Source organism: Streptomyces sp. SLBN-8D4, from assembly GCF_049739545.1.
Classification (GTDB): Bacteria; Actinomycetota; Actinomycetes; order Streptomycetales; family Streptomycetaceae; genus Streptomyces; species Streptomyces canus_C.
Map to the genome: position 1 here is coordinate 956,424 of NZ_JBMGQC010000001.1, position 25,781 is coordinate 982,204.

The window sequence follows — 25,781 nt, forward strand, 5'->3', positions numbered from 1 at the left end:
TCTGTGCACGATCCCAGCTCGTTCGCCTTCCCGGCCGGCCGTCCCGCCGTACGAGCACCCTTTCCCGGCCCCCGAGGGCCTTAGAGTCTTGACCATGAACAATGCGGGGGCCCGGCGCAGACCGCCGACGATCCACGACGTGGCCCGCGAGGCCGGGGTCTCGCGGGGCACCGTCTCGCGTGTGCTCAACGGCGGACACTACGTCAGCCCTCCCGCCCTGGAGGCGGTCAACGCCGCCATCCGCAAGACGGGGTACGTCGTCAACCGGCACGCCCGCTCACTGATCACCGGCCGCTCCGACTCGGTCGGCTTCCTGCTCACGGAACCCCAGGAGCGGTTCTTCGAGGACCCCAACTTCAACGTGCTGCTGCGCGGCTGCACCCAGGCGCTGGCCGCGCACGACATCCCGCTGCTGCTGATGCTGGCCGGGACCGAGGACGAGCGGCGCCGGATCAAGCGGTTCATCACGGCGGGCCACCTCGACGGCGTCCTGCTGGTGACCAGCCACTCCGCCGACCCGGTGGCCGAGGAACTGCACAAGGCGGGCGTGCCCGTCGTCCAGTGCGGCAAGCCCATGAGGTCCGGCTCGAAGGTGAGTTACGTGGCCGCGGACGACCGCGACGGCGCCCGTGACATGGTGCGCCATCTGCTGTCCCTGGGCCGCCGCCGGATCGGCATCGTGACCGGCCCGCTGGACTCGCCCGGCGGCGTCGACCGTCTCGCCGGGTACAAGGAGGTGCTGACGGAGGCCGGTCTCGAGATCGACGAGCGGCTCGTCGTCTCCGGCGACTACAGCCGGGCCGCCGGAGAGGCGGGCACCGAACGGCTGCTGGCCCAGGCCCCCGACCTGGACGCCGTGTTCGTCGCCTCCGACCTCATGGCGCTCGGCGCCCTGACGGCACTGCGCCGGGCGGACCGCCGGATCCCCGAGGACGTGGCCGTGGGCGGCTTCGACGACTCCATCGCCGCGACGGAGGCCACCCCCACCCTCACCACGATCCGCCAGCCATACGACCGCATCAGCGCCGAGATGGTCCGGCTGCTGCTGGCCCAGCTGGGCGGCGAGGATCCGGCGGCGGTGATCCTGCCCACGGAGCTGGTACGACGCGAGTCGACCTGAGCCGGGTCTCAGGACGGCCGGTGGCCCGCACTAGGAACACCCGGTCAAGGGCGGCGCGTTCACTGCTCGGCGGTCCGGTCAGCGGCGCCGGGCAAGCAGCCGCCGGGCAACGGGGTGCGGCGGGCGCGGCGGGGACCGCCCTCGTAAACGTGGTCGGCGCGGTAGCCCTGCTCGGAGCGGTCCGGAGACTGCGCGCAGGCGTCCACGCCCACGAAGTCGACGTCTCCCACGCGCGCGTGCCGTCGCCATCACCCGCTCGCCGGAGCCGAGGCACGCGGTCGGGGCTCTCGCTGAGCACTTCGGGCCGGTACCGCGGGTGCGGCGGGCCTAGCCGGACGCCCCCTGTCCCACCTCCCCGCGGACCGTCCCCGTCGCCGTGACCGATCAGGATCGGAGAAGCGCGACTCCCCTCCCCCGGCCTAGCGTGAAACCACCGACACGGAACGTCGGGGACACCACTCGAAGGAGCACACCATGACTGCCGGCCTCAAGACGATCATCTACCCCGTCAAGGACCTGACCGCGGCGAAGGCCCTGTTCAGCGCACTGCTGGGGGTGGAGCCGTATGCGGACGAGCCGTACTACGTCGGCTTCAAGGACGCGGGGCAGGACGTCGGGCTCGACCCGAACGGCCACGCCAGGGGCATGACCGGCCCGGTGCCCTACTGGCACGTCGACGACATCCGCGCCACGCTCGCGGCCCTGGTGGCGGCCGGGGCGGAGACCTTGCAGGACGTCCAGGACGTCGGCGGCGGCAAGCTGATCGCCTTCGTCAAGGACGCGGACGGCAATCTGGTGGGGATCACGCAGGATCCGCAGGCCTGACCATTGCTTGCACACGCACTAGTTGCACAGGCAACAATGGCCGGATCGGTGTTACCGTGCATGTATGGCGGTGAACACGGTCGGGACCGGCCTTGAGGAGCGGTGGCGGGACATCCTCTCGGTGCACGCGCGCACGATGTGCGAGATCGACCGCGTGCTGCACCCTCACGGGCTGGGCGCGAGCGATTTCGAGGTCCTCGACATCCTCGCCACCGAGTCGCCCCGGGAGGGTGACCAGTGCCGGGTGCAGAACCTCGTCGGCCGGGTGCATCTCAGCCAGAGCGCCCTGTCCCGCCTGATCGGCCGCCTGGAGAAGGACGGTCTCGTGGCGCGGTCCATGTGCGTGGAGGACCGGCGCGGCGTCTGGGTGTCCCTCACCCGCAAGGGCCGTGACCTGCACTCCGAGGTACTGCCGCTCCAGCGCGAGGTCTTGGCGAAGATGCTCGACGGCTAGGGGGACGGCCAGCGGCGGCTGCGCGGCCGGGTCGCGAGCGCCCCCGCAACGGCGCTGTGCCGAGTTCGGCAGTTACGCGACGAACTCGCCGGAAGAGGCGCACGGCCAGGTCCGCCTGCGCACTCTGCGGGGAAGCCTCCCGTAGGCATGTCGGCATGTCGCCCATGGCGTCTGGGCCGGTTAGCGCGGCGGTACCGGGAGCGCTTCGGGGAGTCGCCCTCGCGGACACCGCGCGCCGCGTGAGCCGTCCTGCCCGCCCATCCGCCGCGCTTTGCGGACATGCGCCACGATTCCGGAGCGACGGCCTGCCGGATCGGTCCTATGGTCGGGTCACGGCGATCGCACGGCGCGCCGGGGATGAGCAGGGTCGGCGCCGCTCATCTCTGTTTTCGCAGGCGAGAACCAAGGTGCGGCAGCGGGAGCAGGTCGCACCCTCTGCGGGCCCGGCCGCTCCCCCTCCGTCGCACGTGGTGGCCGGGCCCCACCGTGTGAGGCCTGCCGCGGTCAGCCCTACGGCCGCGCCAGCAGCGTGCGCACGCCCTCGGACGTGAGCGTCAGCGGGTGCGTGGAGCTGGCGTCGATCGAGAGCGAGAGATCGCCGTCCGGCCACTGCGCGGCGAGCGCGCCCAGCGGCACCAGACGGTAGCGGGAGACGAACGGAAGCAGTTCGGCCATCTCCGTCTCTGAAGTGAAGACGGGCACCACGGGTGCGCCGTCCTGCTGCTCCAGCACCGGCAGCGCCACGGTCGTGTCCTCGTCCGCGGCGTCGTCGGGCACCGGAATGAGCACCTCACTGGTCGCGAGCGTGTCCAGCGCCGTCGTGTCCTCGGTGTTCTGCGTCAGCGCGTCCAGCGCCCGCTGAGCCGGTGTGGCGTTGTGGTCGTTGGCGGGTGTGTCCATGGCAGATCCCCTGGTAGCGGCGGTCGTGCGGCCTCGCCCGCGGGCATGATCGCCCAGGACGCGGTGCTGCTCGCGTACCCGAGCGTGCCGAGAGCATGCGTGCGGGACGTCAGGGAATCAGCGCGATGTGTTCCGAGGGCAGACCGAGGGTGTCGCATCCGACCCGGCGCAGGAGCGGCTCGTACATGCCGGGTCCGACATGGGTCCAGTACGTGGCCGCGTCCCGGAAGTAGCGCTGCATCCGTTCGCCGTCGCGCGCGTGGCGGGAGCCGGCCGTGCGGAACAGGATGCCCTGGAGGACGTCCCAGGCCATGCGTCCGGCGTTGAGGAACGTCAGGGCGAGCCGGTTGTCCACGGCCGTGGTGAAGGGCGCCTTGCCGCTCACGTTACGGCGACAGGCTTCCATCCAGTCCTCGGCGGTCTGCCTGAGGCCCGCCTCGGCCAGGTGGATCATGCCGAGGGCCTCGCCGAGGTGGCGCTGGTAGTCGTGCAGGTCGGCGCGGGTGCGGTCGGGTTCCAGGGGCAGGGGGCGGGCGGCGACGATCCGGGCGTACTCGTCGGCGGCGGCGTAGGCGATGCCGATCATGACGGCGGCCAACTCGCCGTGGAAGAAGCTGGGCGCGCGGCCCGCGTACATCGGGTTGCCGTGCAGCTTGGAGCCGACGCTGCCGCCCTCCACCGGCAGGTCCAGCAGGCTGGTCTCGCGCATGAAGTGGACGGGGATCCGGGCCTGTTCCATGCGGATGCTGTTGGATCCGGTGCCGCGCAGGCCGAGGGCGCCGCGCCAGTCGTCGAGGACCGTCCACTCCGAGCGCGGGGCGACGAACAGAACGGGCGGACCGGGCGGGTCGCCCGGCTTTTCGGGGGCGCGCAGGGTCTGGCCGACGTAGTGCGTGGACCAGGGGGCGCCCGAGGAGTACGGCCATGTGCCGTCGAGGGCGATGTGGTCGGGGCCGTCGGGCCGTGCGACGCCGACGGGGGCGACCGTGGAGGCGGCCCGGAAGTCGCCGTCGGGGGTGAAGAGTTCGTCCTGGGCCTTCTCGTCGAAGACCGTGCAGACCTGGAGCACATGGGCGGCGGTCAGGGACAGGGCCCAGCCGGTGGAGGGGCAGCCGTGGGCGATCTCGACGACCACGCGGTAGAAGACGGGCAGGGCGAACTCGTGGCCGCCGTAGCGGCGCGGCTGGAGGATCCGGTAGAAACCGGCGCTCAGGAAGTCGTCGTGGGTGTCCTCGGAGTAGTGCGTGAGCCGCTCGGTCTCCGCCTGGCGTGCGAGGAGCGCGGGCCTGAGGGCCGCGGCCCGTTCGATGATCTCCCGCTCGGTGAGACCGGGTTCGGGAACCGCTGTCACGATGCCTCCTGACGTGTGGGGCCGTCCGTCCGTGCTGCGCTACCGGCGATTCAACACGGCCGGGCGCCGCACGACACCGACCGGATATCGCCAAGTGCCGTCAGGTTCCGATCAGTTGATCCACGGTGACGATCCGGATCAGCGGGCCGTACAGCTCCATCATGTCCAGCGCCCTGATGTGCGAGGCGTCGTCGGCCCCGGCGCAGGCGTCGGACACCACCAGGGTCTCGACGCCCGCGTCGGCGGCGGCGAGGGCCGTGGACAGGACGCAGCAGTCGGTACTGACACCGGCCAGGACCAGACGCCCCTCAGGGCCGACACGGGCGGCCAGTTCGGGGGACCACTTGCCGAAGGTGGTCGCGTCCATGACGTGCTCGAGCGGTGCCCGGTCGGCGAACTCGGCGGTGAGGCGCCACAGCGGAGCCTCCGGCGACTGGCGGGCGAAGGGCCACTGCGCGTAGTAGGCCCGCCAGGCGCCCGTGGGTTCGCCGGGGGCGACGAAGCGGGTGAACGTGACCCGTTCGGCGAAGGCCGGCAGCAGTCGTCGTACGCCTGCCGCCGCCTCGGCGTACCGAGGGGCGGCCCAGGGGCTGTCGGGCTCGGCGAAGACGTGCTGCATGTCGATGACCGCGAGCCACCCCGTCGTCATACGGCGTCCTCCTGCGCGCGGACCCGTCCGCGGCCGAAGGCCAGGGTGCCGAGGAAGCCCACCGCCAGCGCCGCCAGCACGCCGAGGTTGGCGTACGCCCAGGCGCCGGACGTGCCGCCGAGGCCGAACGGGCCGAGGAGATAGCCCTGCCAGTCCAGCCAGCTCGCGGCCGAGTTGGTGACCAGGCCCCAGCCGAGGGCGGTGGCGAGGACCGTCAGGATCAGCGAGGTGGGCGGTACGTCGCCGTAGCGGCCGCTCGGGCGGTAGAGGTCGTTCTCGTCGTAGTCGCGGCGGCGCAGCAGGAGGTCGGCGAGCAGAATGCCGCACCAGGCGGCGATGGGGACGCCGAGGGTGGTGAGGAAACCCATGAACTGGCCGAGGAAGTCGTCGGCGAAGAACACGATGTAGACGGAGCCCGCGATCATCAGGACGCCGTCGACGAGTGCCGCCAGCGGGCGCGGGATCCTGAGGCCCGCCGAGAGCAGGGCGAGGCCCGAGGAGTAGATGTCGAGTACGGCCCCGCCGACCAGGCCGAGGACCGCGACGACGGCGAAGGGCACCAGGAACCAGGTGGGCAGGATGGTGGTGAGCGCGCCGATCGGGTCGGCGGCGACGGCGGCGTTGAGCTTGGTGGACGATCCGGCCAGCAGCAGTCCGAAGACCAGCAGGAGCAGCGGGGCCACGGAGGCGCCGAAGGTGGTCCAGCCGACCACGCCCCGGCTCGACGAGGTCCGGGGCAGATAGCGGGAGTAGTCGGCGGCTGCGTTGACCCAGCCGAGGCCGAAGCCGGTCATCATGAAGACCAGCGCGCCGATGAACTCCTGGGCGGAGCCCGCCGGAAGAGCGCTGACGGTGCTCCAGTGGATGTGGTCGGCGACGAGGCCGACGTAGACGACGGTCAGTACGCCCGTCACCACGGTGATCACGGTCTGCAGCCGCATGATCAGGTCGAAGCCCATCACCCCGCCGACGACGGTGAGTCCCGCGACCACGACCAGCGCGATCACCTTGGTCTCGGTGCCGCCGCCCCAGCCGAGCCGTCCGAAGACGGTCGCCGTGGCCAGGGTGGCGAGGGCGCACAGCACGGTCTCCCAGCCGACGGTCAGCACCCAGGAGACGACCGAGGGGAGGCGGTTGCCGCGCACCCCGTAGGCGGCGCGGCTGAGCACCATCGTCGGCGCGGAGCCCCGCTTTCCGGCGACCGCGACGAAACCGCACAGCAGGAACGAGAAGACGATCCCGATCACGCCGGCCACCAGCGCCTGCCGGAACGAGATCCCGAAACCGAGCACGAAGGCGCCGTAACTCAGACCGAGGACACTGACGTTGGCCCCGAACCACGGCCAGAACAGCGTCCTGGGTGTGCCCTTGCGTTCGGCGTCGCCGATCACGTCCAACCCGTGTGTCTCCACCTGGAGTTGCCGGGTGGTGGATCGGCCGGCGGTGGATCTGTCGTCGGGGGATCCCGAGGAGTCCGTCATCGTCTACCTGCCTGTTCAGACGTGTTGGGGCGACGGTAGGCAGGGGGCGCGGTGGCGTCAATCACGCGACGAAGGAGTCACCCTGGAGATGCCGCTCCAACTCCCCGCAGGGCGCCTGCCGTTCGCCGACGGACACGTGCGCGTGAAGCCGGCGGCCCGGCGGACGCCGGCCCCCGCCGCTGCGTGCCCGCCAGGCCGGTCAGCCGTACGAGTTCAGCGGTGCTTGATTCCGGCCTGGGCGCCGGGGGCGAGCGTGGGTTCGGTGACGGGGACGTCGCCGAGGGCCTGGTCGACGGCTGTGAGGAGGTCGTCGGACAGTTCCACGCCGGAGGCAGCCGCGTTGGCGTGGACCTGCTCGGGGCGGGAGGCGCCGGTGATCGCGGAGGCGACCTCGGTGCGGCGCAGGACCCACGCGAGCGCCAGGGTGGGCATGCTCATCCCCGCCTGCTCGGCGATCGGAACGAGACGCTGGACCGCCTCCAGGATGGCCTCGCTGTAGACGAGGTCCTGGGAGACCGCCATGTCCGCGGACGCGAACCGGCTGCCCTCCGGCACGGGCTGCCCCGGCTTGTACTTGCCGGTCAGGACGCCCTGGGCGAGCGGCGACCAGACGATCTGGGAGATGCCGTTCGCGGCGCAGAGGCCGAACACCTCGGCCTCGGGGGCCTGCCACAGCATGGAGTACTGCGGCTGGGAGGAGACGAACAGATCGGGACCGGCGAGGTCGATCGCCGCCTGCATCTGCTCCGGGGTCCACTCGCTGAAGCCGATGTAGCGGGCCTTGCCCTGTTCGACGACCTTCTGGAACGCCTCGACGGTGTCCTCGATCGGAACGTTGGAGTCGAAACGGTGCGCCTGGTACAGGTCGACGTGGTCGGTCCTGAGGCGGGTGAGGGAGGCGTCGATCTGCTGGGCGATGTGGGCGGGTGACAGTCCCCGGTCGGCCGGGTCGTCCGACATCGGGAAGTAGACCTTGGTGGCCAGGAGGTAGGAGTCGCGGGGGTGGGCGGACAGGATCTCGCCCCAGGCCGTCTCGGCGGCCCCCCGGCCGTAGGCGTTGGCGGTGTCGAAGAAGTTGATGCCGGCGTCGAAGGCCGCCTCGGTACAGGCGCGGGTCGAGTCCGCCTCGATGCCGCCGGAGTAGGTGAGCCAGGATCCGAGCGAGATCTCCGAGACGTTCAGGTCCGAGCTGCCGAGTGTGCGGTACCGCATGGTTGTCGCTCCTTGTTTCGGGCCGGCCGCCGGCTCAGGGGCAGGGCTGACGAGACTGCTGTCCGCGCTGCTGTCCACCGGAGTGCTGACCATGCCACGCTCTCATCGATACGGTCCGCTCCTTCACTCGGCGTCGAGCTGGTGATCGGCCCAGACATAGCTCTCGGGCAGCAGGTCGGTGATGCGCACGGTCCGGGTGCGGTCGCCCGTGCCGACGATGACCTTGAGGTCGGGGAAGTAGTCGAGCAGGACCTGCCGACAGCGGCCGCACGGGGGGACGACCCCGCGGTCGCGGTCTCCCACGGCGACGATCGTGTCCAGCTCATGGGCGCCCTGGGCGGCCGCGGCACCGATGAGGACCGTTTCCGCGCAGGGGCCTCCGGTGAAGTGGTAGGCGTTCACGGCCGTGACGATCCGGCCGTTCCGGGCCCTGGCCGCGGCCGCCATGGTGTGGTTGTCGCCCCGGCAACGTGTGCGGGCGACATCCGCCGCGGCCTGGACGAGTTCGTGGTCGACGGGATGGGGCTGCGTGGTCAACTTCTCTGCCTTCGTCATGGGTCAGGCGAGGTTGACCCGCGTGAGGGACGCATGCAAGCGAATATCGGACGAGGCACTCCGGGTGCCACGGTCGCCGGTAGCGGTCTTCCCACACCTCCAGGAGGCCGCGGGCCGGCGGCGCGACGAGGTACCGCTCCACGACGGCTGACCCCACCCGCACCTGCCGTACGCGATCACCACGCCCTACTCTCTTCTCCTGTTCGAAACACTTACGGGCACGGGTCAAGTCGGGGGAAGACACACATGGCATATCGGCGCGCGGTGATACCGGCCCTGGTCGGCGGCCTGCTGATCACGTTGTTGCTGTGGTGGGCGGGGGCGAGCGCGCAGGCACTCCAACTGCGCGGCAGCACCAGCGTGTTCGACATCGACTCGGTGAACGAACTTCTGCGCTGGCTCACGCCCTGGTCGTACGACCCCTCGACGGCCCTGCCGACCGACGGGGACGGCGGCACCCGGTACTCCGTTCTGTACCGCACCGCGATGCAGATCAGGTTCGTGACCCTCTTCGCGTTCTTCGTGGCCGGCGCGCTGCCCCTGCTCCGCAGGATCCCGCCGACCGAGGGCCGTACGCCGGCCACGCTGCTCGCGCTGTGGGCCTGGAGCCCGGTGGCCGCGACCCTGGCCGTGACGGTCTCCGCGCCCTGGCTGATCGCGTCCCGGGGACGCGGCAGCTACCGGGTCCTGCCGCAGCTCGCGGGAGTGATCGCGTCGAGCGGGCCGGTCGCGGTGTTCGCGGGGCTGGCGACGGCCCTCCTCACCGTGGTCGTGGCGCGGGTCACCGCCAGGGGCGCGGACGCGCTCCCCCGGCGCAGTGTGCCGCCGCGTGCCGCCCGCACGGCCGCCGGCGTCGGAACGGCGGTGGTCGCGGTGTCGCTGGTGGTTCTGTCGTACCAGTCCGTGGCGGCCTGGATCCAGACGTCGTTCAGCGGAGCGGGCCTGCTGTCCGAGCCCGGTGATCTGCTGCGTCAGTGGCTCCTGCTCGGCGCCTGGAGCGGACCGGCGTCCATGTCCGTCGGCCACTGGCTGCTGTACCGGGCCGCCGACGTGCTCCTGTTGGCCGTGGTGTGGTGGTCGCTGCGCCTGCTGCCCGGCCTGCTCACCCGGACGACCGCGCCGGCGATGGTGCTGGGCGCGGTCTGCGCGACCGTGCTGGGACTGCTCGCGAGCCAGGTCCTGCACATGGCGGTCGACGACACCGCCGCCGTGTGGGGTCCCGTGCACGTGTTCTCCGCGCTCGGCACGGGCGTCCCGGCCGCCCTCACCTTCGGTGTCATGTCAGGACTCGCGGCCCTCGCGACACTGCGGTTGGCCGGAGACCGTGACCCCCAGCCCGCGCCTGTGGTCCCGCCTGAGCCCTCCGGCAGCATGCCGTGATGCGTATCGACATCGCCGACGGGGGTGTCTCGGCGACCACCTGGACGTCGGCTGCGGTGGCATTTCGCTGTTGTCCGTCGTGAGCGCGATCCGGGCCCGGCAGGCATCCCGCCCGCACTCGCAGATCTACTCGGCTTCCAGGCCCGCGCGGTACTCGGCGAAGGACAGGGCTCCCGCGATGCAGCCGACCTGGTCGCCGCATTGGGCCCGCTGTTCGGCGGTGAGGGCGACGACGTCGGAGACGCCGAGGCGGCCGCCGGGCTTGAGGACGCGGAAGGTCTCCGCGAAGACGGCGGGCTTGTCGACGGACAGATTGATCACACAGTTCGAGATCACGACGTCGATCGTGTTCGCGGGCAGCGGGATCGCCTCGATGGAGCCCTTGAGGAACTCCACGTTCGTGGCGCCCGCCTTCGCCGCGTTGGCCGGTGCGAGGGCGAGCATCTCCTCGGTCATGTCCAGCCCGTACGCCCGGCCCGTCGGGCCGACACGGCGGGCGGAGAGCAGGACGTCGATACCGCCGCCGGAGCCGAGGTCGAGGACTCGCTCGCCCTCGCGCAGTTCGGCCACCGCGGTCGGGTTGCCGCAGCCGAGGGAGGCTGCGACGGCCTCGGCGGGCAGCGTGTCGCGCTCGTCCGCGGCGTACCGGGCGAGCCGAGGTTGTCGTCGACCTCGACCGGCTCGGGCCCGCAACAGGCGCTGCGGGCCTGACCGATTGACGGTGTCGGGACATCAACACACGCAGGGGGAGAGTCATGAGCGGGCAGTCGAGTGAGCGGTCCAGCGATTATGTTCGTCCGCCGCTCGGGGCGACGCGAGCCCATTCCGCCTCCCAGTCCCGCAGCCGCCGACGGTCCAGCCGCAGCCGAGCCCAATGTCCGCCTCCGAAAACGACGGCGCCGGTGCCCGCGGCGACCAGGACGCCCGTCAGCACCGACTGCAGGCGCGCCTCCGCCGCGGTGAGGGGTGCGCGCACGAGGCCGCCCCGGCGGTCGGTCCACACGGTGACCGAGGTGCCCGCCGCGGTGCCCGGTGCCACCCGGGTCAGCCCTGTGTGCGTGGATCCGTCGGGTGCCGTCCAGCGCACCTTCGCCCACACCGTCTCGTCGCTTCCGTCCGCCGTATCGGATGCCGTGCGTTCCCCTTTCCCGACGAGGACGGCCGACACGGTGTGCAGGGCGGCACGGCGGGCGGCGAGGTCGTCGTCCATTCCGGCGGCCGCCCCCGCTCCGGCGAGCAGGCCGCCGAGCAGGGCGAGGGTCCAGGTGGCCAGGACGAGCCACGCCTCCAGCCTGTCGCTGCGCCTGCGCAGCGGATTGCGCCGCCACCGCCACCACCACACCTTCCGCACGCGCGTACGACCCGTCCTCATCATGAGCCGTCACCCCATCTCCTCTACGGGCGGGCGTCCGGGGGCCGCCGGGTGCGGCCCTCAGGCCGGCCGTTCGCCGGATCGGTCCGTACGGTCCTCGCGGGCCCCGCCGACGGGGGCGACGGCGGGCAGGTCTGGGTCGAGGTTCGGCCTGCGCGGCGCGCCCAGGAGCGCGCAGTCCACGTCCACCACTCCCTCGACCGCCCGGACGAGGCGCGTGGCGACGGGCACGATCGAGGTGTCCGGAACCCGGCCGGTCAGGGTCACGAGCCCGTCCCGCACCTCCACCCCGATCGGTTCGGCGGGGTCGGGGAAGAGAAGCGCGACGACCTCACTGCGCACCTCACGGGCAATGTCCTCGTCGTCCCGCAGGAACACCTTGAGCAGGTCGGAACGGCTCACGATGCCCTGCAGCACGCCGTCGGCGTCCAGCACCGGCAGCCGTTTGACGCTGAACCGCGCCATGGTCCGCGCGGCCCGCGCGAGCGTCTCGTCGGCCCGCGCCGTGACGGCGGGGGCCGTCATCAGCTCCTCGGCGATGCGTGCCCCCGCCTTGGCCAGGTCGGGGAGTCGCCGCAACCGGGCGTACCGGTCCGGATCGCCGTCGCGGAACTCCTCCTTGGGCAGCAGGTCGGACTCGGACACCACACCGACGACCCGGTGCTCGCCGTCCACGACGGGGAGGGCGCTGACCTTCCACCGTTCCATGGCCTTCACGATGTCCTTGAACGGCGTGTCGCTGCTCAGGGCGACGACGGTGCGGGTCATCACGTCACTGACCGTGTGCGGGGTGCCGGGCATGACGGCCTCCGGTGGAGCTGAGGAAAGGCGCCTGTCTTCAGGATCCGCCACGAGCGCGCGGAGCGCATGGGCCGGGTCGGCACCTGTCGGCCCGGGCCGGACCTCGGCGCTGTGTGGCCGCCCCGGTCGCGTCGCGCCGGCCACGGCACGCCCCCACCGGCCTATCCGTCCGCCGTGGGCCGAACGGCCCTGATCGCGGCCCGGTCGGTCCCGGCCCGGCGGGATGGATCGGGACCTTGGTCCCGACCTCGGCGCCGATGGTCCCGCGTCTCTCCACCGGGGCACGAAACGCCCCGGAATGCCGGAAATCCCGTTGCTATACAGGGTCTGCCGCCAAGCGATCAGCGGTCATCGACTTGTCACCCCTGGAGGCTTCATGCTGTCCGCCGAGTCCGCCGCCCTCGTGAAGGCCACGCTGCCCGCCGTGGCCGGGGCCCTCGACGAGATCACCGCCCGGTTCTACGCCGCCATGTTCCGCGACCGGCCCGAGCTGCTGGACGGGATGTTCAACCGCGGCAACCAGGCGAGCGGCGACCAGCGACGGGCGCTGGCCGGTTCGATCGCCGGCTTCGCGACCGCCCTCCTCGCCGACCCCGGGGCCCGGCCGGACGCCCTGCTGGCGCGGATCGCCCACAAGCACACGGCGGTCGGGGTGACCGAAGACCAGTACACGATCGTCCACAAGTACCTGTTCGGGGCGATCGCCGAGGTCCTCGGCGAAGCGGTCACCGCCGAGGTGGCCGCCGCCTGGGACGAGGTCTACTGGCTGATGGCAGGCGCGCTCATCGCCCAGGAGGCCCGTATCTACCAGGAGGCCGGAGTGGCCCCCGGTGAGATCTGGCGGCCGTGGACCGTGGTCGAACGCCGGGAGGAGACGCCCGACGTCGTCTCCTTCCTGCTGCGTCCCGCCGATGGCCGGCCCGCCCCGGCGGCGAAGGCCGGACAGTACGTCAGCGTCCGCACCCGGATGCCGGACGGCGTGCACCAGTTGCGCCAGTACAGCCTGTCCGGCGACCTGGGCGGTGACCTGCGCCGCATCACGGTCAAGCGGGTCACCGGCACCGATGGCGGCCCCGACGGCGAGGTGTCCGAGCTGCTTCACGGCATGGTGCGGCCGGGGGACGAACTCACCCTGTCCGCGCCCTTCGGCGATGTCGTCCTCGACGAGTCCGACACCCCGCTGGTCCTCGCCTCCGCAGGCATCGGCTGCACCCCTATGGTCGGCATGCTCGCCCGGCTCGCGGCGACCGGATGCACCCGCCCCGTCCTGGTCCTGCACGCGGACGGCTCCCCGGACGAGCACGCCCTGCGCACCGAGACACGCGAGCTGACGGGCCGACTGCCCGGGGCGCGGAGCGTGTTCTGGTACGACCGTCCCGGGTCCGCCGAACCCGACGCCCGCGTGGGCCTGATGGACCTCGACGGGCTGGACGTGCCCGCCGACGCCACCGTGTATCTGTGCGGCCCGCTGCCCTTCATGCGCGTGATCCGAACCCAACTGCTGCGGCGGGGCGTCCCGCCGCGGAACATCCGTTACGAGGTCTTCGGCCCCGACCTGTGGCTCCCGGACACCACGGCGTGAGGCCCACGGCCCGCGTTCACCCGCAAGGAGACTGGCTCATGCAGCAGCCCTCGCACCGGGTCCGCTAGATCGCGCTCGGTGTGGACGCCGGTCGGTCCGCCGACGACGTCGAGGCCCGGGTCCTGCGGTCCGCGGACGCCGGCCTGGTGATCGTGGGCCGAAGCCGGACCGGTGAACCGGGGGTGGCGGATGAGCTCCCGAGGATGCTGTGGCCCTCCGGGTAGGGTCCGATCCTCGCGATCTGCTCGTCGCTGACCCCGACGGTGTGGAAGGCGGACAGCTTCCTGCCGTCGGGGCCGATCACGCCGAGGGCCGCGTACTGGGCGTCGACCAGCGCGGCGGCCGCCTCGACGATGCTGTGCAGCGCCTGTTCCAGGTCCAGTTCCCGGCCAACCGAGAGCACGGCCCCCAGCAGGCTGTGCACCCGGTCGCGGGTGCCGCGGGCCGTGTCGAGGCGGGCCTGCAGCTCCTCCAACAGCTCGTCCAGCCTCAGCTGCGGCAGCCTGACGCGGGCCTCCCCGGTCCCCTCCGAGCCACCCACCGGCGATCCTCCAGACCCTCGACCGGCCTTCTTGCCGTCACCTGTCAAGGTAATGGTCCGGGACCAGGGACCGACACGGAATCCGGTCGGGACCTACGCATTACCCTTCGCTGCCGTTCAGCCGTCCCAGGTCCAGTCCGCGACCTCGGGCAGGTCGGTGCCGTGGGCGCGGATCCAGTCGTGGTGCCGCAGCCGGGTGTCCTCCATCCGCTGCCGTACGGCGGCGGCCCGCACCGCGAGGCCGGGCACGCGGTCGATGACGTCCATGACCAGCCGGTACCGGTCGAGGTCGTTGCTGACGACCATGTCGAACGGAGTCGTGGTCGTGCCGATCTCCTTGTAGCCGCGTACGTGCAGGTGCGGATGGCCGGCGCGGCGGTAGGCCAGCCGGTGGATCAGCCACGGGTAACCGTGGTAGGCGAAGATCACCGGCTTGTCGCGGGTGAACAGCGCGTCGTACTCCGCGTCCGGCATGCCGTGCGGATGCTCCTCCTGCGGCAGCAGCCGGGCCAGGTCGACGACGTTCACCACCCGGACGGTCAGGTCCGGCAGGTGCCGGCGCAGCAACTGCGCGGCGGCCAGGACCTCCTGGGTGGGCACGTCACCCGCGCAGCCGAGGACCACGTCGGGCTCCCGGCCGCCGTCCTCGGTCCCGGCCCAGTCCCAGATCCCGGCGCCGCGCGCACAGTGCGCACGGGCCTGGTCCATGGACAGCCAGTCGAAGCAGGGCTGTTTGCCGGCGACCACGACGTTGACGTAGTCGCGGCTGCGCAGCACGTGGTCGGCGACGGACAACAGGGTGTTGGTGTCCGGCGGCAGGTAGACCCGGACAACTTCGGGGCTCTTGTTGAGGATGTGGTCGACGAAGCCGGGGTCCTGGTGGGAGAAGCCGTTGTGGTCCTGGCGCCAGACGTGCGAGGTGAGCAGGTAGTTGAGGGAGGCGATGGGCGCGCGCCAGGTCAGCCGGCGGGTGGTGCGCAGCCACTTGATGTGCTGGTTGACCATCGAGTCGACGATGTGCACGAAGGCCTCGTAGCAGGAGAACAGTCCGTGCCGGCCGGTCAGGAGATAGCCCTCCAGCCAGCCCTGGCAGGTGTGTTCGGAGAGGATCTCCATCACCCGGCCGTGCCGCTCCAGATGTTCGTCGACCGGAAGCATCTGCGCCTGCCACGCCTTGCCGCTCGCCCCGTACACGGCCTGGAGCCGGTTGGAGGCGGTCTCGTCCGGGCCCACGATCCTGAAGTCGCGGCGCCCACCGGTGCGGCGCATGACGTACTCCAGCATGTCGCCCAGGACGCGGGTGGGTTCGTGCATTGTCGCGCCCGGTTTGTCGACCTCGACGGCGTACGCCTCCAGGTCCGGCAGCGGCAGTTCGCGCGTCAGCAGTCCGCCGTTGGCGTGCGGGGTCGCGCCGAGCCTGCGGGTGCCCTCGGGCACGCAGGACAGCACCTGCTCGGACGGGCGTCCGTCCTCGTCGAACAGTTCCCTCGGGCGATAGGAGTGCAGCCACGCCTCCAGCTGCCGCAGGTGCTCGGGGTTGTCCCGGACGGCGGACAGCGGCACCTGGTGGGCACGCCAGGTGCCCTCGACCGGGAGGCCGTCGACCTCGGCGGGGCCGGTCCAGCCCTTCGGGGTGCGCAGCACGATCACCGGCCAGTGGGCCCGCTCGGGGACACCGTCCTCGCGGGCGCTGCGCTGGATCGCGTCGATGCGCTCCAGAGCGTCGTCCATGGCCGCGGCCATGGCCCGGTGCACAGTCATGGGATCGTCGCCGGTGACATGGATCGGCGCGTGGCCATAGCCGCGCAGCAGTTCGTCGAGTTCGGCCTCGGGGAGCCGGGCGAGCACGGTCGGGTTGGCGATCTTGTATCCGTTCAAGTGGAGGATCGGCAGGACCGCGCCGTCGTGGACGGGGTCGAGGAACTTGTTGGAGTGCCAGGAGGCGGCCAGCGGGCCGGTCTCCGCCTCGCCGTCCCCGATCACGCAGGCGACCAGCAGATCCGGGTTGTCGAAGGCGGCTCCGTAGGCGTGCGACAGGGAGTAGCCCAGCTCGCCGCCCTCGTGGATCGACCCGGGCGTCTCCGGCGCCACATGGCTGGGCACTCCGCCGGGGAACGAGAACTGCCGGAACAGCCGCTCCATCCCGGCCGCGTCCCTGCTGACGTCGGGATACGTCTCCGAGTAGGTGCCCTCCAGCCAGGAGTTGGCGAGGACGGCCGGTCCGCCGTGCCCCGGGCCCCAGACGCACAGGGCGTCCCGGCCGCGGGACCTGACGATCCGGTTGAGGTGGGTGTGCACGAGGTTCAGGCCTGGGGAGGTGCCCCAGTGCCCCAGCAGCCTCGGCTTGACGTGCTCCGGGCGCAGGGGCTCTGTGAGCAGGGGATTCGCCAGGAGGTAGATCTGGCCGACGGACAGGTAGTTCGCGGCGCGCCAGTGGGCGTCCAGGGCTTTCAACTCGTCGTCCGTGAGCTCGGCGGGCGCCTGCTGCGTGTCGACGGACATCGGGATTCCCTTCCGTGGCGGGTCTCGGGGCGGACGTGCGCGCGGTTTCGCACCCGACCAGCTTCCGTGCGTCTGCCGGGTCCTCGACAGGGCCGTTCGGGCCACCCCTGGCGGCCCGGGTGCCCCCTATCGGGCCGGTACCACCGCCACAGGGCAGTGGGAGCGGTGCAGCAGGGCGTGTCCGACCGTGCCCAGCCGCGGCGTGCCGCCGTGACCGTGGCGGCGGGCCCCGATCACCACGAGCCCGGCCTCCCGTGTCTTCTCCAGCAGGGCGTGCGCCGGGTCGGTACGGACCGTCACGGTCTCGACGCCGACCCCGGTGTACCGCTGCCGCAGTTCGGCCACGTCGAAGCGTCCGACCGCCTCCTCGCCCGCCTCGCGCCGGGCGGCCTCCCGCTGTCCAGGGCTCGTCCCCGGGATCAGCGACGGGAGCTCGGGGGTCTCGTGCCGGTGGCTCCAGGCGTGCAGGACCGTGAGCCGGGCGCCGCGTCGCTCCGCCTCCTGGAAGGCATAGGCGGCCGCGTCCACGTCGGTGTCGCTCTCCAGGCCGAGCAGTACCTCGCGCCCGCCGTCGCACCGGTGGTCGCCGCGGACGACCAGGAGGGGGCTGTGGGTGTGCCCGGCCAGCCGCAGGCTCACCGATCCGAACAGCGTGCCGGTGACCCGTCCGAGGCCCCGGGTGCCGACGACGGTGAGGGCGGCGCCCTCGCTCTCCCGTACGAGTACCTGTACCACGGTGCCTTCGGCGGCCCCGGTCACGACCGGCAGCCCCGGATGGTGGTCGCGGATCCGAGCGGCAGCGGCTGCCAGCACCGGCCCCGCCTCGTCGTGATCGGGCACGGCGTAGAGGATGTGCAGGGTGGCGCCACGCCGTTCGGCCTCCTCAGCCGCCCAGTCCAGTGCTCGTACGGCGATCAGTGTGCCGTCCACTCCGACGACCACGCGTTGTCCAGTCATGTCCCGGCCCCTTCCGTGCACGTCCCTCCCCGGCGGTCGGTCCACCGGGCTCTCGCGACGATGCTCGTCCACGAGCGAGGAAAGGGGCAGGGACCGCGTGGGACGGCGCGGGCGCCGTGCGGCCCTTTCGCTCCGGGACGTTCGGTCCCGCGCGGGCCGGGGTGAGCTGTGCTCAGAAAGCGAGCCGGGTGCCGTACACGGAGCGCCCGCCGACGAGTGCACGGCCCGTGATCAGCTCGGGTGCGATCCGCACGAACACCTCGTCGGGCGAGGGTGCCCAGGAGCGCGGCCCGCCCCGGAACAGCCGCGTGTGCTCGACCCGATCGGTCACCACCGTGGCCTGGCCCGTGACGACGACGCTCCAGCCGGACTGTGCGGCCGCGTCGACCTCGTCCGCCTCGAAGGCGACGACCACGCCGTCGACCGCTCGGACCAGTTCCGACGCCGCTGCTGTCCGCAGCACGCCCCCGTCGTAGTCCAGGGAGAAGTTGACCGGCAGCACCGCGGGCAGGGCGTGCCGGGTGTGGACGATGCGACCCATAGGCGCCCTCGCCATCAGGCGCAGACACTCCTGCCTGTCCAGTTCACGGAAGCCGTCGCTCGGATACATGGGCGGTCCAACCTTCGCCGCGTGGTGAGTCGTCTGCTCCAGCGTCTACCCGGCCTTGCCGGAGCATGAGGGGCCATTGGTCCCTGCCCACGCGCGGGGCGGCCCTGCGCGGTTGGTTCACCCGCCGCCCGGCGAACGCTCCCTGATCAGCCGGCCGGTGATCTCGACCGGGTCGAGGCGGACCCACAGGTCGCGCCGCCCGCCGGCCCAGGGTTCGCTGTACGCCCGCTCGGTCAGCCGCCGTACCTCGTCGGACCGCGTCACCTCACGGGCCAGGCCGCGCACCAGCACGCTCCAGCCGTGCCGGAACACCTCGTCGACGTGGTCGGCCTCGAAGGCGACCTGCTCGCCGGGGACCGCGCCCGGGAGGGAGTCCGGGGCGGTCCTGAAGACGATGGCACCGTCGACGACGGTGTAGTTCACGGGAAGGATCGTCACGCCCTCGGCGGTGTTCATGCCGAGCCTGCCCACCCCGTGCGTCGACAGCCGCTCCCAGCACTCGTCCGTGCCGAGTTCCACCGACTCCGCTGTTCTGCTCGCCCGGCCCCGCCCCTGCGGCAGATCGACCTCACCGCCCGTGAGGACCGTGACCCCGGTGTCCAGCGCGTCGGCGAGCCGCAGGAGGGTGCCGACGCCCGGGGCGGCAGTGGGGGTCTCTTCCAGGTAGCGGAGGTAGCCGGTGTCCATGCCAGCGCGGTCGGCCACTTCCTGCCGGGTCAGGCCAAGCTCTCCACGCCTGCCGGCGAGGCGGCGGCCCAGGTCACTCGTACCGAGGCCGGTCGCGGGCTGGGCCGCACCGGCCGACGCGTGTTCACGCACGGCTCTCTCCTCTTCCGTCACGAGGCCGCAGGAACGGCGAGTGCGTCGTGCCGCGGCTCGCCCAGCACGACCTTGAGGGCGCCGGTCTCGGACGCGCGCCCGAAGACGTCGTACGCCTCCTCCATGCTGTCCAGCGGGAACGTGTGGGTCACCATCGACGCGGTGGGCAGTCGGCCGGCTGCCGCCATCCGCAGCAGCGTGGGGGTCGACGAGGTGTCGACCAGCCCGGTCGTCACGGTCACGTTCTTGATCCACAGGTCTTCGAGGTGCAGGGTGGCGGGCTTGCCGTGCACCCCGACGTTCGCCACGTGCCCTCCGGGCCGCACCATGCGCGTGCACAGCTCGAAGCTCTCTGGCACGCCCACGGCCTCGATGACGACATCGGCGCCCAGATCGCCGGTGAGGTCGGCGACCAGCTGCCCGGGGTCGTCGCGCACGGCCACGACGACGTCGGCGCCGAGCCGCTTGGCGGCGTCCAGCCGGGAGTCGGCGAGGTCCACTGCGATGATCCGCTCGGGGGTGAACAGCTGCGCGGTGCGGATCGCGGCCAGTCCGATGGGACCGGCGCCGACGACGGCGACGGTGTCCCCGGGCCGCACCGCACCGTTGAGCACGCCCACCTCGTAGGCGGTCGGGAAGATGTCGGCGAACAGGACCGCGTCCTGTCCGCTCAGCCCGCCGGGCAGCGGATGCACGGACAGGTCGGCGAAGGGCACCCGCACGTACTCGGCCTGCGTGCCGTGGATGCGGTGGCCCAGGATCCAGCCCCCGCCGCCCAGGCACTGGCCGTACATGCCCTGCCGGCAGAAGCGGCAGCGGCCGCAGGCGGTGATGCAGGAGACCAGGACCTCGTCCCCCGGGCGGACGGTGCGCACGTCGCTGCCGACCTCGACGATCTCGCCGACCGCCTCGTGCCCCAGCACGGTGCCAGGCTCCACCTCGGGCACGTCGCCCTTGAGGATGTGGAGATCCGTCCCGCAGATGGTGACGGCCTTGACCCGTACGACGGCGTCGGTGGGGTCCTGGACGGCCGGGTCCGGCACATTTTCCCAGGCGGACTGTCCGGGGCCGTGGAAAACGAAGCCCTTCATGACCGTTCCTCCTTCGCTCCGGGGCACCGGGAGCACCCCACAGTTCCAGCGTGGACCGAGTGACCGGCGTCCGCATGGGCCGACCGGTCCCCCCGCGCGCGGGACGGCGCCCTCCGGTCCGCAGACCGTTGTCACCTGATCGTGTCCGGGTCGCTCACCGCGTGTGGGGCGCGCCGCGGGGTGGCGGGGCCTTCGGGGCCGTAGCCGAGGCGGATCAGCATCTGGGCGTGCCCGGTGTGGTCGGGCACGGGGTTCAGTTCGGTCCGCAGGTCGGGCCACTCCATCGGCTGGTGCAGCAGGGAGGCACGCAGGCTGTGGGCCGTGGCCACCAGCAATACGTGTTCGAGCGCTTGCCCGGTGCGCAGCCAGTCGGTGCGCCGGTCGTGCTCGGTCGTGAGCAGGGCGATGAGCGGGGTGGGCTCGAAGTCCTGGGCGGGCAGCCGTTCGGAATGCCGCTGGGCGGTGAAGTCCCGCATCGGGATCTGCTCGCGCGCGTCCTGCGGTCCGAGGGTCGTCCGCGGCAGGCCGATGTCCGTGGCCCCTACCCCGTCCGGGTGCAGCCAGCGGCGGCTCTCCATGCCGCGGTCCGTGTCGGCGCGGTTGCGGTGCTCGGCCTCGGAGACCACTCGGAGCATACGGGCCGTCTCGGCGGGCGCGGGGAAGGCGAGCAGGGCACCTTCCATGTGCGCGGCCTCGGCGAGTTCGGCGCGGACCGGCGGCGGGACCTGACGGCTGGAGAAGGGCATACGGCTGCTGTGCCTGCGCCAGACCGCAGGGTAGAGGTCGGCGCGGAACGTGATCGTGTTGCGGTGGATGGGAGCCGTCAGCCGGACCGTGGCGAGCAGGCCGGGGTCCTCGGGGCTGGGCAGCAGGCGTACGACGGGTGACCAGCCGAAGTGGAGCGCGGCGACGCGGAGGTTGAAGACGGATGCGCCCACCGAGAGGTGCAGGGCGCGGCCGACGGGGTCGGCGTGGCGCAGGCTCCGCTCCGGGGCGGCCCGCACCTCCAGGGTGACGGTGTCGGGGTCGAGACGGTAGCGCCACGGCTGACTGTTGAAGAACGAAGGCGCCGCCACAGCGGCCGACAGACAGGCCTCCAGGGTCGCGGCGTCGAGAGATGCGATGCGCATGATGCTCTCCTCCCGCACGAGCGTCGGACGGGTCCCGTGCCTTCGAGGGTGGGGCCGTGGGATGGCGCGGTGAGGGGGTCGATGGTCCCTTGTCCGGGGCCGACCGGGGTACGGCCCAAGCACCCGGCACGCCCGGACGGCCGGCCCGGCGACCAGTACCGGGCCGAACGGCCCTGCTCTGTCCGGGACTTGACCCCGACGGTCCCTGCTCCGGCCCCTGACAGGCCCCTGCCGTGGCTCGGTCACGACTGTCACGTTCCTGAACAACGACAGTGACGGTGGATGGGGAGGTGCGGACCGATGGCCGGGCGTACGAGGAAGTGGTTGTGGCGGTGGCGTGGCAATCCGCTCCGGCGGCGCGAGGACGTGCTGGAGTCGTGGCTCGTGTTGGCCGTCTGGGTGCTCGTCGCCGTGGGCGGCACGGTGATCGGTGTGGTGACGGCCCAGGGGGCGGACGGTGTCTTCGCCCGGCAGCGCGCCGCGCGGACGCCGGTGCGGGCAGTGCTCCTCGTGGACACCCCACGGGCCACTGCGCACAGCTTCCGGTCGCCGGCCGCGGTCCGCTGGACGGCACCGGACGGGTCCGTGCACACCGACGAGACCCTGGTCGAATCGGGCCGCCCGGCCGGTGCCGAGGTAGAGGTGTGGACCGACGCCCGAGGCGACCTGGTCACCGCACCGCCGAGCCGGACCGAGGCATCCGTGGAGTCCGGCCTGCTGGGCGCGGCGTCCGCCCTCGCCCTCTCGGGCGTCGCGTTCGGAGCCGGGAGCGTCGTGCGCAGGGGACTCGACCGTCGCCGCCTCGCCCAGTGGGACGTGGAATGGGGCATGGTGGGACCCCGCTGCGGACACCGCACCGGTTGATCCGCTCGCCGCTCTCGCCGAGTGCACTGTCCAGTCGAAGTCCAGGGTCTTTCGGCCTGGGAAGGGGTCTGGTCGGCCCCTTCCACATGGTTGTCCTCGTCGTGTTCCTCCAACTGCTCGTCCTTGTGGATGCGTTGTACGACGCCGCCCGCATGTGCGCGCCGGGCACTGTCCGCGAAGCCTCGCGGCTCCGGCGGGACCGGAAGCCGGAGAAGGCCGAGAAGCGGCTGGTGGCAAGGCGTCTGACGGCCGGACCGACTCCGCCGCCTACCGGTCGGGGACGCGCGACCTCGCAGAGGGCCGCCGGCCGGTCCGACGACGGCGGCCGGGCCAGGTTCTCCGTGACCGCGCATCCGATGCCACGAGGCGGGCCGGGACCCCGGGACCCCGAGAGTTCGGGCACCGGCCCGCCTGGCCACCAGCTCCCGGCCGCAGCGCTCACCGGGGCTCCACCACCCCTTCGCGTCGCGGCTTCGCGCATGCCGCGCGCACGGTGAAGGGCACACTGGACATGAGCAGGACCACCCGCAGACGGGGACGTGACCGGGAGCGAGGGAGTCGAGATGACCGAGGCACGCACCTTCACCACGCAGGACCCCATCCGGGTCTTCCTGCTCGACGACCACGAAGTCGTCCGCCGCGGCGTGATGGACCTCCTGGACGCCGAGGACGACATCAGCGTCGTCGGCGACGCCGCCAACGCCGAACACGCACTCCTGCGCGCACCCGCCGTACGCCCCCACGTCGCCGTCCTCGACGTCCGCCTGCCCGACGGCGACGGCATCACCGTCTGCCGCGAACTACGCAGCCGCATGCCGGACCTGGCCGTCCTGATGCTCACCTCGTTCGACGACGAGGACGCCCTCCTCGACGCCATCATGGCCGGCGCCTCCGGATACGTCCTCAAACAGATCAAAGGCACCGACCTGGTCTCCGCCGTCCGCACCGTCGCCTCCGGCCAGTCCATGCTCGACCCCGCCACCACCGCCCGCCTCATGCGATCACTACGCACCGAACCCACCGAAACACCCACCCTCGCCCCCGAACTCGCAAGCCTCTCCCCCCGCGAACGCGACATCCTCACCCTCATCGGCGACGGCCTCACCAACCGCGAGATCGGCAAACAGCTCTACCTCTCCGAGAAAACCGTCAAAAACCACATCTCCCGCCTCCTGTCCAAACTCGGCGTCCAACGCCGCGTCCAAGCCGCCGTCCTCGCCACCCAGCTGGAACAACCGGAGACCGGAGACCACCCCATGGGCTGAAGGAGACGTTCGGTCGCGTCACGGACCCTTCGCCCCTCGTCGCCGGCCCGGCCGTGCGGCACGCAGGCGGCTGGAGGTACGAGGGGGCCGGTCGGCCCTGACGGCAGGGTGGCACGGCCCGCGTCTCGGGGGGTCGTCGGCCTCAAGCGGAGAAAGCCAGCGCGGAGAAGACTCCTTGGTGCACGCGCCACCGAATCGATCGGGGCACCGCGGACGACGTCCAAGGAGGCGGCGATCATGAGGCGGATACAGCAGACCAAGTACCCCCGCGCTCCCCGTCGGCCGGAACCCCAGGACCTGCGCACGCCGTCCGGGCGTCCCCTCCCCTACTGAGGGCGGAGGGGCCACCGCCCTGCCACTCAAGTGGGGCCGGTCGGCCCTGGCGGGCAAGTGGTCGAAGTGATGTGCTGGATGTGGCGGGAAGGGCTCGCCGGGAGACGCGGGGAAGCGCCTTCGGGGCGCGCACCGCGCAATCAGGATCCGCGAGAAGCGGATGGGCCCTTCCCGCCCTGTGCCGCCCGGTCCGGAACCGTGGCCGCGTCATCTGGGGTCAACGGTCCAGTTCCTGCCTGTCCGCCACCCATTTCCTGCGCACCGCGTCCTCGTGTCCCTTCTGCTCGAGTCCCGCATCGACGCGGGCGAGCGCCGTCTGCAGCCGCGGAGTCCAGTGCCACCGCGGGGCGCGCACCCGCCGCCGCGTGTCGATCGGTGAGTGGCTGGCTCAGGAGATCGAAGGGCGCACCGGAACAGAGGCCCGCACCACGGTTCTCGGCCACGTCCAGCGCGGCGGCACGCCCAGCGCCTTCGACCGGTGGCCGGCCACACGCTTCGGACTGCATGCGGTCGACGCGGTCAGGGACGGCGACTTCGGCACGATGGTCGCCCTGCGCGGCACGGACATCGTCCGCATCCCCCTCGCCGAGACCCGCGGCAGGACCAAGGTGGTGGACCCGTCACTGTACGACGAGTTCGGAGTGTTCTTCGGCTGAGGTGTTCCCAGGGCCGTTCGGCGCTTGTCACGGGACCGAACGGCCCTGTCGCACGACCACGCCGCGCCGCACGGTGGGGCCATGAGGCGTTCGAACCTCGCGGAGGTGGAGCGATGACCGACGTTCACAGCCTGCTGGGCGACGAGGCGAAGGACCTGCTGACGCACACCGCCCAGGGCATCCCCAAAGAGGACCTGCATCTCCCCGGACCCGACTTCGTCGAGCGGGTACTGACCACGACCGACCGCTCGCCTCGGGTGCTGCGCAACCTGCAGTCCGTCTTCGACCACGGCCGCCTGGCCGGCACCGGATACCTGTCGATCCTTCCGGTCGACCAGGGCATCGAGCACTCCGCAGCCTCCGCGTTCGCCCCCAACCCCCGCTACCTCGACCCCGAGAACATCGCCGAACTCGCCCTCGACGGCGGCTGCAACGCCGTGGCCAGCACCCTCGGCGCCCTCGGAGCGGTGTCACGGCGCTACGCCCACCGCATCCCGTTCATCGTCAAGCTCAACCACAACGAACTGCTGACCCACCCCAACCACTACGACCAGATCATGTTCGGCACCGTCCAGCAGTGCTTCGACCTGGGCGCGGCCGGCGTCGGTGCCACCGTCTACTTCGGCTCCGAACACTCCGACCGCCAGCTGCGGGAAGTCACCGAGGCCTTTGCCCGCGCCCACCAACTGGGCATGTTCACCGTCCTGTGGTGCTACCTGCGCAATCCGGCCTTCAAGAAGGACGGCATCGACTACGCGGTCTCCGCCGACCTCACGGGCCAGGCCAACCATCTCGGCGTGACCATCGAGGCCGACATCGTCAAGCAGAAACAGGCCGAGAACAACGGCGGCTACCGCGCCCTCGACTTCGGCAAAACCCACGACCTGGTGTACGACCGGCTCACCACCGACCACCCCATCGACCTCACCCGCTGGCAGGTCGCCAACTGCTACATGGGCCGCACCGGCCTCATCAACAGCGGCGGCGCCTCCACCGGCCACGACGACCTCGCCCAGGCCGTACGCACCGCCGTCATCAACAAGCGCGCAGGCGGCACCGGCCTCATCACAGGCCGCAAAGCCTTCCAACGTCCCACTCCCGAAGGCATCCAACTCCTCCATGCCGTCCAGGACGTCTACCTCGACGACAGCATCACCATCGCCTGACGAAACGGGGCGGGTCACACGGGTCGCGTGGCGTCATGCGCCTCGATGGCGTCGAGGAGTCCCTCACGAAGGCGGCGCACCTGCTGGGCCGCGCGCCGGATGTGGGCGCCGAGCTGCGTGCCCGGTGACGCCGGCCCCCACGCACGGCGGGCGGCAGGGCAAGCC

23 protein-coding genes and 3 pseudogenes are annotated in these 25,781 nt (G+C 71.8%); 9 read left to right on the forward strand and 17 right to left on the reverse strand.

The genetic code is table 11. From position 1 onward, the window contains the following. Positions 1–88: 88 nt before the first annotated feature. Entirely contained in the window at positions 89–1,120 is a 1,032-nt protein-coding gene (locus RKD20_RS04375; RefSeq protein WP_424876487.1) for a LacI family DNA-binding transcriptional regulator, read from the forward strand. A gap of 59 nt (positions 1,121–1,179) precedes the next feature. Here RKD20_RS04375 and RKD20_RS04380 read toward each other — a convergent pair whose 3' ends face one another. Then, the gene (locus tag RKD20_RS04380) at positions 1,180–1,350 is read right to left on the reverse strand and encodes a hypothetical protein (protein WP_424876488.1); all 171 of its coding nucleotides are present in this window, start codon (positions 1,348–1,350) and stop codon (positions 1,180–1,182) included. A gap of 244 nt (positions 1,351–1,594) precedes the next feature. Here RKD20_RS04380 and RKD20_RS04385 point away from each other — a divergent pair, with 244 nt between their 5' ends. Together RKD20_RS04385 and RKD20_RS04390 are read left to right on the forward strand one after the other, a co-directional pair. Further along, on the forward strand, positions 1,595–1,945 hold the full coding sequence (locus tag RKD20_RS04385) for a VOC family protein (RefSeq protein WP_280855727.1): 351 nt from the start codon (positions 1,595–1,597) through the stop codon (positions 1,943–1,945). A 64-nt stretch (positions 1,946–2,009) separates the two neighbouring features. Beyond that, positions 2,010–2,399 (forward strand): MarR family winged helix-turn-helix transcriptional regulator, encoded by a 390-nt coding sequence (locus tag RKD20_RS04390; RefSeq protein ID WP_424876489.1) that lies wholly within the window; start codon positions 2,010–2,012, stop codon positions 2,397–2,399. 510 nt (positions 2,400–2,909) lie between these two features. Here the strand turns inward: RKD20_RS04390 and RKD20_RS04395 are convergent. The 6 genes from RKD20_RS04395 to RKD20_RS04420 form a co-directional block, all read right to left on the reverse strand. Beyond that, the gene (locus RKD20_RS04395) at positions 2,910–3,299 is read right to left on the reverse strand and encodes an SseB family protein (protein ID WP_020118144.1); all 390 of its coding nucleotides are present in this window, start codon (positions 3,297–3,299) and stop codon (positions 2,910–2,912) included. Between the two features lie 109 nt (positions 3,300–3,408). Further along, complete coding sequence (locus tag RKD20_RS04400; RefSeq protein ID WP_424876490.1) at positions 3,409–4,650, reverse strand: acyl-CoA dehydrogenase; 1,242 nt, start codon at positions 4,648–4,650, stop codon at positions 3,409–3,411. Between the two features lie 100 nt (positions 4,651–4,750). Next, on the reverse strand, positions 4,751–5,299 hold the full coding sequence (locus RKD20_RS04405) for a cysteine hydrolase family protein (RefSeq protein ID WP_424876491.1): 549 nt from the start codon (positions 5,297–5,299) through the stop codon (positions 4,751–4,753). Next, positions 5,296–6,780 carry a purine-cytosine permease family protein gene (locus RKD20_RS04410; protein ID WP_424876492.1) on the reverse strand — a complete coding sequence of 495 codons (1,485 nt, stop codon included), beginning with the start codon at positions 6,778–6,780 and terminating at the stop codon, positions 5,296–5,298. The genes RKD20_RS04405 and RKD20_RS04410 overlap by 4 nt, the downstream gene beginning before the upstream one ends. Before the next feature lie 213 nt (positions 6,781–6,993). Next, positions 6,994–7,992 carry an aldo/keto reductase family protein gene (locus RKD20_RS04415; RefSeq protein ID WP_424876493.1) on the reverse strand — a complete coding sequence of 333 codons (999 nt, stop codon included), beginning with the start codon at positions 7,990–7,992 and terminating at the stop codon, positions 6,994–6,996. Between the two features lie 123 nt (positions 7,993–8,115). Further along, positions 8,116–8,529: a cytidine deaminase family protein gene (locus RKD20_RS04420; RefSeq protein WP_424883143.1), complete on the reverse strand. Its 414-nt coding sequence runs from the start codon at positions 8,527–8,529 to the stop codon at positions 8,116–8,118. 264 nt (positions 8,530–8,793) lie between these two features. Between RKD20_RS04420 and RKD20_RS04425 the strand changes: the two genes are divergently transcribed. Then, positions 8,794–9,927 carry a hypothetical protein gene (locus RKD20_RS04425; protein ID WP_424876494.1) on the forward strand — a complete coding sequence of 378 codons (1,134 nt, stop codon included), beginning with the start codon at positions 8,794–8,796 and terminating at the stop codon, positions 9,925–9,927. Between the two features lie 132 nt (positions 9,928–10,059). Here RKD20_RS04425 and RKD20_RS04430 read toward each other — a convergent pair. The 3 genes and pseudogenes from RKD20_RS04430 to RKD20_RS04440 form a co-directional block, all read right to left on the reverse strand. Further along, positions 10,060–10,628 (reverse strand): annotated as a pseudogene (locus tag RKD20_RS04430) (methyltransferase domain-containing protein); the annotation flags it as partial. A gap of 86 nt (positions 10,629–10,714) precedes the next feature. Next, positions 10,715–11,302: an Rv1733c family protein gene (locus tag RKD20_RS04435; RefSeq protein WP_424876495.1), complete on the reverse strand. Its 588-nt coding sequence runs from the start codon at positions 11,300–11,302 to the stop codon at positions 10,715–10,717. Positions 11,303–11,359: 57 nt separating this feature from the next. After that, positions 11,360–12,100: a CBS domain-containing protein gene (locus tag RKD20_RS04440; protein ID WP_424876496.1), complete on the reverse strand. Its 741-nt coding sequence runs from the start codon at positions 12,098–12,100 to the stop codon at positions 11,360–11,362. A 376-nt stretch (positions 12,101–12,476) separates the two neighbouring features. Between RKD20_RS04440 and RKD20_RS04445 the strand changes: the two genes are divergently transcribed. Continuing rightward, complete coding sequence (locus RKD20_RS04445) at positions 12,477–13,682, forward strand: globin domain-containing protein (RefSeq protein WP_424876497.1); 1,206 nt, start codon at positions 12,477–12,479, stop codon at positions 13,680–13,682. Positions 13,683–13,815: 133 nt separating this feature from the next. On the opposite strand, the pseudogene RKD20_RS04450 reads toward RKD20_RS04445, so the two are convergent. The 7 genes and pseudogenes from RKD20_RS04450 to RKD20_RS04480 form a co-directional block, all read right to left on the reverse strand. Continuing rightward, positions 13,816–14,223 (reverse strand): annotated as a pseudogene (locus tag RKD20_RS04450) (histidine kinase); the annotation flags it as partial. A gap of 117 nt (positions 14,224–14,340) precedes the next feature. Beyond that, the gene (locus tag RKD20_RS04455) at positions 14,341–16,725 is read right to left on the reverse strand and encodes a phosphoketolase family protein (protein WP_424876498.1); all 2,385 of its coding nucleotides are present in this window, start codon (positions 16,723–16,725) and stop codon (positions 14,341–14,343) included. Positions 16,726–16,851: 126 nt separating this feature from the next. Beyond that, a complete protein-coding gene (locus RKD20_RS04460; protein ID WP_424876499.1) occupies positions 16,852–17,682 on the reverse strand; it encodes a universal stress protein in 831 nt (276 codons plus the stop codon). 172 nt (positions 17,683–17,854) lie between these two features. Beyond that, positions 17,855–18,292, reverse strand: coding sequence for a pyridoxamine 5'-phosphate oxidase family protein (locus tag RKD20_RS04465; protein ID WP_424876500.1), 438 nt, complete (start codon positions 18,290–18,292; stop codon positions 17,855–17,857). Positions 18,293–18,409: 117 nt separating this feature from the next. Beyond that, positions 18,410–19,111, reverse strand: a complete 702-nt coding sequence (locus tag RKD20_RS04470; RefSeq protein ID WP_424876501.1) for a helix-turn-helix domain-containing protein — start codon at positions 19,109–19,111, stop codon at positions 18,410–18,412. Between the two features lie 17 nt (positions 19,112–19,128). Then, the gene (locus tag RKD20_RS04475; RefSeq protein WP_424876502.1) at positions 19,129–20,202 is read right to left on the reverse strand and encodes a zinc-dependent alcohol dehydrogenase family protein; all 1,074 of its coding nucleotides are present in this window, start codon (positions 20,200–20,202) and stop codon (positions 19,129–19,131) included. Between the two features lie 131 nt (positions 20,203–20,333). Further along, entirely contained in the window at positions 20,334–21,332 is a 999-nt protein-coding gene (locus RKD20_RS04480) for an Acg family FMN-binding oxidoreductase (protein ID WP_424876503.1), read from the reverse strand. A gap of 300 nt (positions 21,333–21,632) precedes the next feature. On the opposite strand from RKD20_RS04480, the gene RKD20_RS04485 reads away from it, so the two are divergent. The 4 genes and pseudogenes from RKD20_RS04485 (at position 21,633) to RKD20_RS04500 (ending at position 25,616) form a co-directional block, all read left to right on the forward strand. Next, positions 21,633–22,196: an Rv1733c family protein gene (locus RKD20_RS04485; RefSeq protein ID WP_424876504.1), complete on the forward strand. Its 564-nt coding sequence runs from the start codon at positions 21,633–21,635 to the stop codon at positions 22,194–22,196. Between the two features lie 563 nt (positions 22,197–22,759). Continuing rightward, a complete protein-coding gene (locus RKD20_RS04490) occupies positions 22,760–23,461 on the forward strand; it encodes a response regulator (RefSeq protein ID WP_424876505.1) in 702 nt (233 codons plus the stop codon). A 692-nt stretch (positions 23,462–24,153) separates the two neighbouring features. Beyond that, a pseudogene (locus RKD20_RS04495) lies at positions 24,154–24,450 on the forward strand (6-phosphofructokinase); the annotation flags it as partial. Positions 24,451–24,563: 113 nt separating this feature from the next. Next, positions 24,564–25,616, forward strand: a complete 1,053-nt coding sequence (locus RKD20_RS04500) for a class I fructose-bisphosphate aldolase (RefSeq protein ID WP_424876506.1) — start codon at positions 24,564–24,566, stop codon at positions 25,614–25,616. The last annotated feature ends 165 nt before the right edge of the window (positions 25,617–25,781 follow it).

Coding starts and splice junctions, on each gene's coding strand:
- RKD20_RS04445 (WP_424876497.1), top strand. CDS start 12,477: ATGCTGTCCGCCGAGTCCGCCGCCCTCGTGAAGGCCACGCTGCCCGCC.
- RKD20_RS04410 (WP_424876492.1), bottom strand. CDS start 6,780: ATGACGGACTCCTCGGGATCCCCCGACGACAGATCCACCGCCGGCCGA.
- RKD20_RS04405 (WP_424876491.1), bottom strand. CDS start 5,299: ATGACGACGGGGTGGCTCGCGGTCATCGACATGCAGCACGTCTTCGCC.
- RKD20_RS04490 (WP_424876505.1), top strand. CDS start 22,760: ATGACCGAGGCACGCACCTTCACCACGCAGGACCCCATCCGGGTCTTC.
- RKD20_RS04425 (WP_424876494.1), top strand. CDS start 8,794: ATGGCATATCGGCGCGCGGTGATACCGGCCCTGGTCGGCGGCCTGCTG.
- RKD20_RS04500 (WP_424876506.1), top strand. CDS start 24,564: ATGACCGACGTTCACAGCCTGCTGGGCGACGAGGCGAAGGACCTGCTG.
- RKD20_RS04480 (WP_424876503.1), bottom strand. CDS start 21,332: ATGCGCATCGCATCTCTCGACGCCGCGACCCTGGAGGCCTGTCTGTCG.
- RKD20_RS04395 (WP_020118144.1), bottom strand. CDS start 3,299: ATGGACACACCCGCCAACGACCACAACGCCACACCGGCTCAGCGGGCG.
- RKD20_RS04415 (WP_424876493.1), bottom strand. CDS start 7,992: ATGCGGTACCGCACACTCGGCAGCTCGGACCTGAACGTCTCGGAGATC.
- RKD20_RS04475 (WP_424876502.1), bottom strand. CDS start 20,202: ATGAAGGGCTTCGTTTTCCACGGCCCCGGACAGTCCGCCTGGGAAAAT.
- RKD20_RS04385 (WP_280855727.1), top strand. CDS start 1,595: ATGACTGCCGGCCTCAAGACGATCATCTACCCCGTCAAGGACCTGACC.
- RKD20_RS04390 (WP_424876489.1), top strand. CDS start 2,010: ATGGCGGTGAACACGGTCGGGACCGGCCTTGAGGAGCGGTGGCGGGAC.
- RKD20_RS04465 (WP_424876500.1), bottom strand. CDS start 18,292: ATGTATCCGAGCGACGGCTTCCGTGAACTGGACAGGCAGGAGTGTCTG.
- RKD20_RS04460 (WP_424876499.1), bottom strand. CDS start 17,682: ATGACTGGACAACGCGTGGTCGTCGGAGTGGACGGCACACTGATCGCC.
- RKD20_RS04485 (WP_424876504.1), top strand. CDS start 21,633: ATGGCCGGGCGTACGAGGAAGTGGTTGTGGCGGTGGCGTGGCAATCCG.
- RKD20_RS04440 (WP_424876496.1), bottom strand. CDS start 12,100: ATGCCCGGCACCCCGCACACGGTCAGTGACGTGATGACCCGCACCGTC.
- RKD20_RS04455 (WP_424876498.1), bottom strand. CDS start 16,725: ATGTCCGTCGACACGCAGCAGGCGCCCGCCGAGCTCACGGACGACGAG.
- RKD20_RS04435 (WP_424876495.1), bottom strand. CDS start 11,302: ATGATGAGGACGGGTCGTACGCGCGTGCGGAAGGTGTGGTGGTGGCGG.